Here is a 6,143-nt window from a genome sequence, read left to right on the forward strand (position 1 = left end):
CAAAAGTGGGGATTTTTACTTTGCAACTCTGTCCATTTTTATTTTACAACAAACAAACACTTTCCTAACATGAGAATAGCTGAGCCCGACAAAGTTGGCCACCTCTTGGATTCCTATATCATTTCTGTAATTTTTCTTTATAAAATCTATTATCTTGTTGACAGTTTCATCTTCCTCTTTCTCGTACACCACGAGGAAATCTATTATAGCCTTATACATATTGACAAGCCAAACCTTTATTTCATCCAATGTCTCTTTACTGGAAAGTTCACTATATACATTAAAATCATGGCCAAAAACTTCGTTCATATCTAACTTAAGTTCGGTAAGATATTTTACTATGGTATTTCCCACCAGTTGATTTATGACCAGTAAAACATTGTCGCAAGATATATCGCGTCTTTCTTTTAACTGTCCTATCAATTCAGCCACAGTTTCTTCAATTTTATTTATATCCCTAGATTCCAGCTGATTTATTATGTTCCTTTCTAGCTTATATGGATAATAATAGCTGTAATTTTCAAATTCCTCATTCCACAAAATGATGCTCCCATGGCCAAAGACCAATCTCCATTTGAGCATTTGTTTGGCCTCCATGTACGATACATGTACTTTTGATATCCCTTCATAACATCTTCCAATTCCCACCGATACAGTGAAATCCAATATCTTGCCAATCTCGCTCTGTATCTCGCAGAAATACCTCTCTAAATCCTCGTATATTTGATGCATGCGGTCATCGCTTACATTGATGATAAATGCGATTTCTCCTCCAGCCAAATTCACTCCTTCGCACACATATTCCCTTCCTATGACATATTTTACAATATTTATTATCAACATCTTTAAATAATATTGCCTTTCTGCTCCATATCTATTAGCAAAGTCACGATATTTATCTATCATTACAGAAACACATATAAAATGTCGATGCTTAAAATATTCACCAGCCAACCCATCATTGTCAACGTTGCTGTAGCTATAACTAGCGTTCAACAGATTACTTAAATAAATCTGTTTGATATGCATTTTATTTTGGGCTAACTGGTTCGAAAGCGACTCGAAAGCCCTTCTCAGTATTATCATTTCATCCTTGCTATCATAAACGTCTATTCCTTTATTGAATTTAATATCTTGAATCAACTTGGTTATCGGGCTAGACAACTTTTTTGATATTAAATAAACGCTCAAAATGCTCAATAACGCTATTAGCACAGAGAGATAAATAAACCTCGTACGCAAACTATCAATCTTACTAAGCAAGGGTTCCAAAGAAAAAACGCCTATATAGACCCAATTATCGTTAAGGGATTTATAATATGACAACAAAATATTTTTTCCTTCCATCTCATCGATAAAGTATCCGTCAACCGTATTGCTCTTTAATATTTTCTCTATGTAACTCTTATGGAGATATTGCAACCTATATAATTTTTATCTACATGAGTCACAACCTTTCCATCGTTATTAATGATAAAAATATATCCTTCCTTGTTTATATCATCAGTGTTGATAAGCTTTGATAATGCATCTTCTTTTATATTTGACACAAGCGCCCCTTGTAAGGCGCTTATGTAAGGAGTCAGAGGGAACACATACGTTATAACATAATTATAACCGGAATAAACTACATCATCGTATTCCCTGCTCAACATAGGATCTATCCATCCTAAAGGTTTCCTGTCATTTTTGTATTGAGTATAGGCTTTAAACCAACCCGTATTCTTTATATCGTCATTAAAAATCACCCCTTGGTTGCTGGTCAAGCAAAGTCCTAGATCTTCAATATACAAATAGATTGATTCATACCTTATATTAGCATTAATCACCTCTAAAATCGACTTTTGCGCATTCGAAAGCTTTGTCAAAGCTTGACTATCAAAAACTAGCTTACCATCTCTTTTTAGATTCTTTAGTTGTACAAGAGCATTTATAGAATTACTAGCCGCCAGCCTTACAACATCTTCTTGAACGGCATTTTTAAACTCCGCTGTAATCTTTTCCGCTACTTTCAATTTCCCTATATAATTTATGCCAATCTCTTCTTTAGAACTATTTATTACCACTTTTTCGTATACAAAAATATAGAAAACAGTTATCACTACCAATAAGAACGTGAAGGAAATAAACAATTTAATAAAAAATGATTGGTCTTTCATAAAATACAATCCCCCATCATTCTTATCCACTTACTGCATTAATTATTTTATTTTGGGCATAGTTACAGATGTTTTATGCGAGCGTAACAAGTCCTCTAAAATCTCTTCCTCAGTCAAAACTTCAACCCCATTATCCATAAGCAATTGGGCTGTTATGCCATTTCCTTCTTGAAGCTTTCCCGTAAATGTTCCATCGTATACCATCCCTTTGCCGCAGGAAGGACTCCTAGCCTTTAAGACAGCGCGCTTTATTCCCATCTCCTGACAAAATCTCAAAATCTGTTTTGCACCCCTTATGAAATTCTCAGTGACATCAACGCCATCCTTTCTGACCACCAAAGCCTTGCCCTGCAAAACATCGTGGGCGTTGCCACCTTTTATCTCGGCCGGCAGCCTGGGCGTGGGCAGACCCCCTAATTGCTCGGGACACAGCGGAATGGCCTTGCCCTGGCGTACAAGCTCTTTGATAATGGGGATTCCATTATCTTCTCCATTGTATTTACAGCATATCCCTGCCAGACACGCGCTTACCAAAATCATGCAGTTCACCTCGCTCTTTTATTTTAGCTGCACTATGGTAACGCCACTTTCACCCTCGCCATATTTCCCAAGACGGAAGGAGCTTACATGGGGATGATTGCGCAAGTATTGGTGGACTGCCTCCCTTAGCGTACCCGTCCCCTTGCCGTGAATAATGGTCACCTGTTTTAACCCGGCCAAAAAAGCGTCATCCAGGTACTTATCCACATTCATCAAAGCTTCATCTACCGTCTGCCCCCTTATGTTTATCTGCGGCGAAACGGCGGTCAACTTGGGAGAAGGCATTTTAGACGATATCACTGCAGTTGCTGCATCGTTCTTCTCGTCAACCTTTCTCACATCCGAAAGCTTGACAGCCACCTTCATTATGCCCACTTGAACCATGAGCTCGCCGTTGTCATCGGGAAGGGTCAGTACCTGTCCTTTTTGGCCCAATGTGCTTATATACACCGTCTCGCCCAGGCGTACCTCCTTAACCGGTTCATAATACTGGTGGGACTGCCTGGTTTCTCCAGCAAGTTCATTCTCTATTCTATCCAGGCTTTGCTTCAACCTCATCCTGTATTGCTCCATGGCCCTGTTGCGTTCCTTTTCGGCGGCCATCTGCGATAGTTTATTCAACTCTTTGATGATCTGATCGGCCTCTTCCTTAGCCTGGCGCAATATCATCCTGGCCTCTTCTCTGGCCTTTCGAAGTATCTGCTGGCGCGCCGACTCAAGCTCGGACTTCCTCTCGGCAAGCTCCTGCCTTGCCCTCTCCGCCTCCTTCAAATACTTTTTAGCCTTTTCCCGTTCTTCCCTAGCCTTGATCCTATTGTATTCCAGGTCAGAAATCAAATCCTCAAACCGGATATCCTCCTGCGTCAAGAATTCCCTGGCCTTTTCGATAATTTGCTCTTTAAGCCCTAGCCTCCTGGATATCTGAAAGGCATTGCTCTTACCCGGTATTCCTATAAGCAGGCGGAACGTGGGGCTCAATGTTTCCACATCAAACTCCATGGATGCGTTCTCCATCCCCTGATTCATCATGGCGAATACCTTAAGCTGGCTGTAGTGGGTTGTGGCGACAGTTTTAGCGCCGCTGTTGTGCAAAAACTCAAGGATGGCCATGGCCAGAGCAGCACCTTCTGTGGGATCAGTACCGGCTCCCAGCTCATCCAGCAACACCAAAGAATTTCTGTCTATTTTATCAACGATATATACAATATTTACCATATGCGAGGAAAAAGTACTGAGGTTTTGTTCTATGCTCTGTTCATCACCTATATCAGCAAAAACCTTTTGGAATATGCCTATCTCGGTACCGTAATCGGCAGGCAAGCAAAGGCCGGCCTGCGCCATCAACACAAACAGCCCCACCGTCTTCAAAGTTACGGTTTTACCGCCCGTATTAGGTCCAGTGATCACCAGGGTATTAAAATCATATCCCAGATTAAGGCTTATGGGTACCACTTGATGTGGGGGTATCAACGGATGCCTGCCATTTACTATTTTGACCTTACCGTCCTCCACTATTTTGGGCACCATGCCCCTCATAGAATATCCTAATTTGCCCTTGGCAAATATAAAGTCAAGCTTGCTCAGGATTTCAAACGAAGTGCTTATGTCCTCCCTAACCTTCCATACTTCCTCCGTTAACCTGCCCAAAATGCGCTCAATTTCTCGCTTTTCTTCCAGCATCAATTCCTTAAGCCTGTTGTTGGCTTCCACTACCGGCATGGGCTCGATGAACAAAGTGGCCCCGCTGGCCGACTGGTCATGGACCAGGCCAGGCAGGCTGGAACGATATTCCTGTTTTACGGGAATGACATACCTGCCATTCCTTATGGTGACAATGGGCTCCTGAAGGAATCTCTGGTACTGCGGCGATTGTATATAGCGGTTCAAAAGCTCCTTTATTTTTTCCTGACACCGCGCTATATTACGGCGGATACCATGAAGCTCAGGACTGGCATTGTCGGCTATCCGCCCGTCGGGTTCTATACACCTGAATATCTCGCCCATCAAATCACTATGTGGCTTTAACTGATATACCAGCCCCGGAATAATGGTAAGCCCCGAATCATTTAAACCTTCCCTGCTTTTAAAGGCATCTTTGAGGCTGGCGCAAGTCCTTAACACGCACCCTATGTCCAGCAATTCCTCGGGGCTCAATGTCGCCTTTTTTTCCACCCTCCTCAAATGCATGCGAATGGCGGGGAACTCCCCTAAAGGAGACATCCCATATTTGACCATTATCTTTAAGGCCTCTTCTGTCTCTGCCAGGGCTGAAATAATTTTATCCCTATCGGTATATGGGACCAAACTTTGTGCCATTTCGCGCCCCGGCACCGATACCGTATGCTCCATAAGCATGCCTATAATCTTGTCATATTCAAGCACGTGGAAGGTTCTCTCATTCACAACTCATTCCCTCGACTTTTACTATTAGAATTTTAGAGTCAATCTTTATTGGTTATCCTGCTATAACAGGTCAATAGCCTTTTTTATCGTACCCTTCAATTAGGATAACATTCTCACCTACTAAATGCAATAAGTAAACCGCCTCAAGACGGCCAGTTATTCAAACTTTTAGGAGAGAAGCAAAGCAAATAAGATAATAGGTGTCAATAGCTAATTTCAACATGCAAATTCTTTTTGGAGCCTTACTCTCTGGATAAAAGTCTGATATTATTATTCCATTCCTACACCTCTGGTAATAGTGCTTTAGGGTTCCTTTCGCTTTTCACTAATTGTTTCTAGATCTATCCTAGGCCTTTTCAAGTGCTTACCCGCTTTCCTTGCTGTTTCTATGCATTCTCATCCTCTCTGTTTTATCCGCTCACGTTTTTTCTGGGTCATACATATAGCAAAATAACTCAAAACAGATGACGCTATCTTGTTTGTGTCACTCATGTTTCTATCCCCTACAAATAAGTCAAAAACACTGGCAGACGATTTTAATAGATTGAAATGAAATCAAAAGAGTTTTCGTCCCCTATGCACGGGTTCAAAAACTTATTGCAAATTCGGTTATCTGGATAAATAAGCCATAATTTTTGTCCCCTATAAGTGGGTCGTCATAAACCAGTACCTGAAGCTATCCAATTCACTTTTACATTAGAGTTTCCGTCCCTATAAGTGGGTCAAAACCCCATTTTCAAATATAGAAGTAACAGAACATTACGATATTTTTTTGTCGTCGACCTCTGATAAAGCAAAATTCTCTGGAGTCTCACGACATCCTTCTCCCTATAGATTTATTATTCGACAGTTCTTTAAAAATTCCTGTATCATAGATCAAGTTCTTGCATAGCTATGTTTATTTGCTGTCGAATTCCAGTAAGACAAATTCTTTCGTTTTAATTCAATTACATACGCGGTTCCTGTCCGTCGGGTCAAAACTTTACCTCGGTTTTTTGCAGATTCCACCTCACAGCGGTCATCCTTGCCTTTGTATAGCGG

At 41.1% G+C, this 6,143-nt stretch carries 4 protein-coding genes; all 4 read right to left on the reverse strand.

Annotated features, from left to right (window positions below; all coding sequences use genetic code 11):
- Positions 1-15: 15 nt before the first annotated feature.
- The 4 genes from FWJ59_RS07260 to FWJ59_RS07275 all read right to left on the reverse strand — a co-directional run bounded on the left by FWJ59_RS07260 (position 16) and on the right by FWJ59_RS07275 (position 5,102).
- A complete protein-coding gene (locus FWJ59_RS07260; protein WP_414481285.1) occupies positions 16-1,143 on the reverse strand; it encodes a hypothetical protein in 1,128 nt (375 codons plus the stop codon).
- 251 nt (positions 1,144-1,394) lie between these two features.
- On the reverse strand, positions 1,395-2,189 hold the full coding sequence (locus FWJ59_RS07265; protein WP_414481286.1) for a hypothetical protein: 795 nt from the start codon (positions 2,187-2,189) through the stop codon (positions 1,395-1,397).
- 12 nt (positions 2,190-2,201) lie between these two features.
- Positions 2,202-2,699 carry a DUF523 domain-containing protein gene (locus FWJ59_RS07270; protein ID WP_414481288.1) on the reverse strand — a complete coding sequence of 166 codons (498 nt, stop codon included), beginning with the start codon at positions 2,697-2,699 and terminating at the stop codon, positions 2,202-2,204.
- 18 nt (positions 2,700-2,717) lie between these two features.
- Complete coding sequence (locus FWJ59_RS07275; RefSeq protein ID WP_414481287.1) at positions 2,718-5,102, reverse strand: endonuclease MutS2; 2,385 nt, start codon at positions 5,100-5,102, stop codon at positions 2,718-2,720.
- Positions 5,103-6,143 lie beyond the last annotated feature (1,041 nt).

The organism is Caldicoprobacter sp. (assembly GCF_047459465.1).
Taxonomy (GTDB): Bacteria; Bacillota; Clostridia; order Caldicoprobacterales; family Caldicoprobacteraceae; genus Caldicoprobacter.

Bases quoted from the DNA above. Each gene is read 5' to 3' on its own strand.
- FWJ59_RS07270 (WP_414481288.1), bottom strand. From the start codon at position 2,699: ATGATTTTGGTAAGCGCGTGTCTGGCAGGGATATGCTGTAAATACAAT.